Genomic DNA, 2321 nt, shown 5'->3' with positions numbered 1-2321 from the left:
ACGAAAATCCAGAAGAACTGGTCCAAAGCAGCCGTTTCGGTATACATGGCTGCGCTCAGGTGATAATCGCGGTCGATGATTTCCCGGTGCAGTTTGGTGCGCAGTGCAGACTGTTTGACGTTCCACATACTGATGGTTTTCAGGTCCACGCCAATGCGGATGCCGTTCATGTCAATTTCCAGGTCAGGGCGAACGCGAATTTCCAGCCCGGTCTCGTCGTCGAAACCGAAATAACTCACTTCAACCGCGCGGCTTGGATGTGTCAGGAACTTGCCGGCGGTCGGGTGCGCCAGCAGTGCAGACTGAATTGCCGTTGCGGTCGCCAGTTGAGCACGGGTGACCAGGATTTTGTCATCCGGGTTTTCGCGCCAGGCATCCAGCAGTTCGTCAGCGAATATCGCTGTCGGGTTTACCGATTTAACTGATTGAATCAGGTCTGCTTTGGTGCCGGATACTTTCAACGGCGCAGGCTTCTGTGCTTCCAGCACTACCAGGTCAGGGTTGATGATTGCCAGTTGCTCGAGCAGTGCATCGCGGCTGCCGCTGGTTTTCACCGGGGCGGGCAGAGTGGCGTTGTATTCCTTGATGCAGGCTTTCATTGCCGCAACTGTCTGTTTCTGGTCTGCCTCAATGCGCTGGAACTCCGCTGGCAGGGACATGTAGCTTTGCCCGGTTTCGTCGGCTGATGCGCCCATTGGAACCGGGGCGGGCAGGGTGGCGTTGTGGGCTTCCAGCAGCGCTTTGATATCGTCACCGCTTAACTGCGGAGCCAGAGTCGCATTATGTGCATCAATGAACTCACGGAGCGTCGACGTGGTGGTGAATGCGCCTTCCGGGATAATCGGTTCAACGCTGAATTCTGCTTCCGGATTTTCAGGCTGGAGCGCCAGCGCGTGCACCAGGTTCCCCATATCCAGCACTTTGGACTGCTCGCGGGCGATCGTCTTCTCCACGTGGCGTGCGTTGAAATACATCAGCGAAACACGGGCGTCTTTCACCTGCGTGCTGCTGATGCCGTTTGCGGCGTGGTAGACGTTGTTCGGCAGACCTTCGTAGCGGCCCGGTTCGAAGTAGGCCGGGTATTCCGGTACCGGCGTTGCGTCTGTTGCATCCTGTTGCACGATGTCTTGCAACGGTGCAGTGCTTTCCTGCTCGGAAAATGCCTCAGCCAGTTCCGGCGCAGCGGCTGCCAGAATCTCAGCGTTCGTCAGGGTAGCTGCTGGCGCACAAGTGTCATCAGCGCCCTGGCTTGCTGGTACCGCGCCACTAACTTCGCTTTCGACCGTGACAGTCGCTTCCATCTGCACATGGTCGGCAGCCTCTTTGGTTGTGCTGGTGGATGAACCCTGGCCCATCAGGTCATCGATGGAGAAAATGCCGTTGCCGAGGTTGGCAACATCAGATTTTGTTGCGGTGGACGCCTCGGCCTTATTCGTGGCTTGCACTGCCAGTTTTCCCACAACAGCAAATTCAGTTGAGAGCTTATCCAGGCTCTCAACCGACTCAGTACCCTGAATGACTCCGGCAACCACTGCGGCGCTGTCAAACTGGCGAGCTGCGGCGAGAGTTTCGGCGGTTGGCTTGGCGTGATCGGTTTCGGTAAGGTTGGCATTTATGTAACCGCTCAGACGACCTGAGGATTTGTAATACTCGGGATGAGCGCTTCTGATAACTGCAAAAATGGCTGCGCGGGAATAATCGAGAATGCCGGGCGTTTTGCGCAGCACCGCCGACCATTCTTTCCATGGGCTTTCTTTGCCAGAGATAATTTCTTTTGCTCTGCGATGGATGCCGCCAGGGATGTTGTAGATATCAAAATCCATTGGCAGCGTTGCTGCAGCGATTTCAACATCGAGCGTGTCAAGCGTGTGAATGTAATCAGGGTTGCGATCGGTCGGCATGTTACCGCCAGCGGTTGTGCCAGCATCAGTGCGCTGTACAGTGGTCACCCGTTTGCCAGCGGCCCACTCTTTAACGAGCAGTCCGCGATCGATATGAGGGGTTTCAACCCAGGCTTGAGCGAACGTGATCACCGCGTTCAGTTCGTGGCGTTTATCCTGCGCAAATACCGTTTTAATGGCCTGGGTGTACTTCCAGACGTCATGAGTGGAGAGACTTTTGAACCCGGTCGCCTTATCTGCCGCCCACAGCATGTTCTGGACGTAGCTGTTATCCGTGTCCATTTCTAGATCAGCGATACGTTTACGCTGTTCCATCGTTGCGTGGTGAGTGGACTCTTTGCTGATGAACTGGGACAGGATCAGCGAACGCTGCGACATCTGAGCGACCGGCCACAGCATGGCTTCTTCAACTTTCGGGGA

General features: G+C 55.8%; 1 protein-coding gene. It reads right to left on the bottom strand.

Annotated elements, in window-relative coordinates:
• On the bottom strand, positions 1 to 2321 hold a 2321-nt coding region (locus ACSZPU_RS25090), incomplete at both ends, for a RecE-related exodeoxyribonuclease (protein WP_499004309.1).

It is taken from the genome of Phytobacter sp. V69, assembly GCF_965644215.1.
Taxonomy (GTDB): Bacteria; Pseudomonadota; Gammaproteobacteria; order Enterobacterales; family Enterobacteriaceae; genus Phytobacter.
This window is presented reverse-complemented; position numbering and strand designations above follow the sequence as displayed.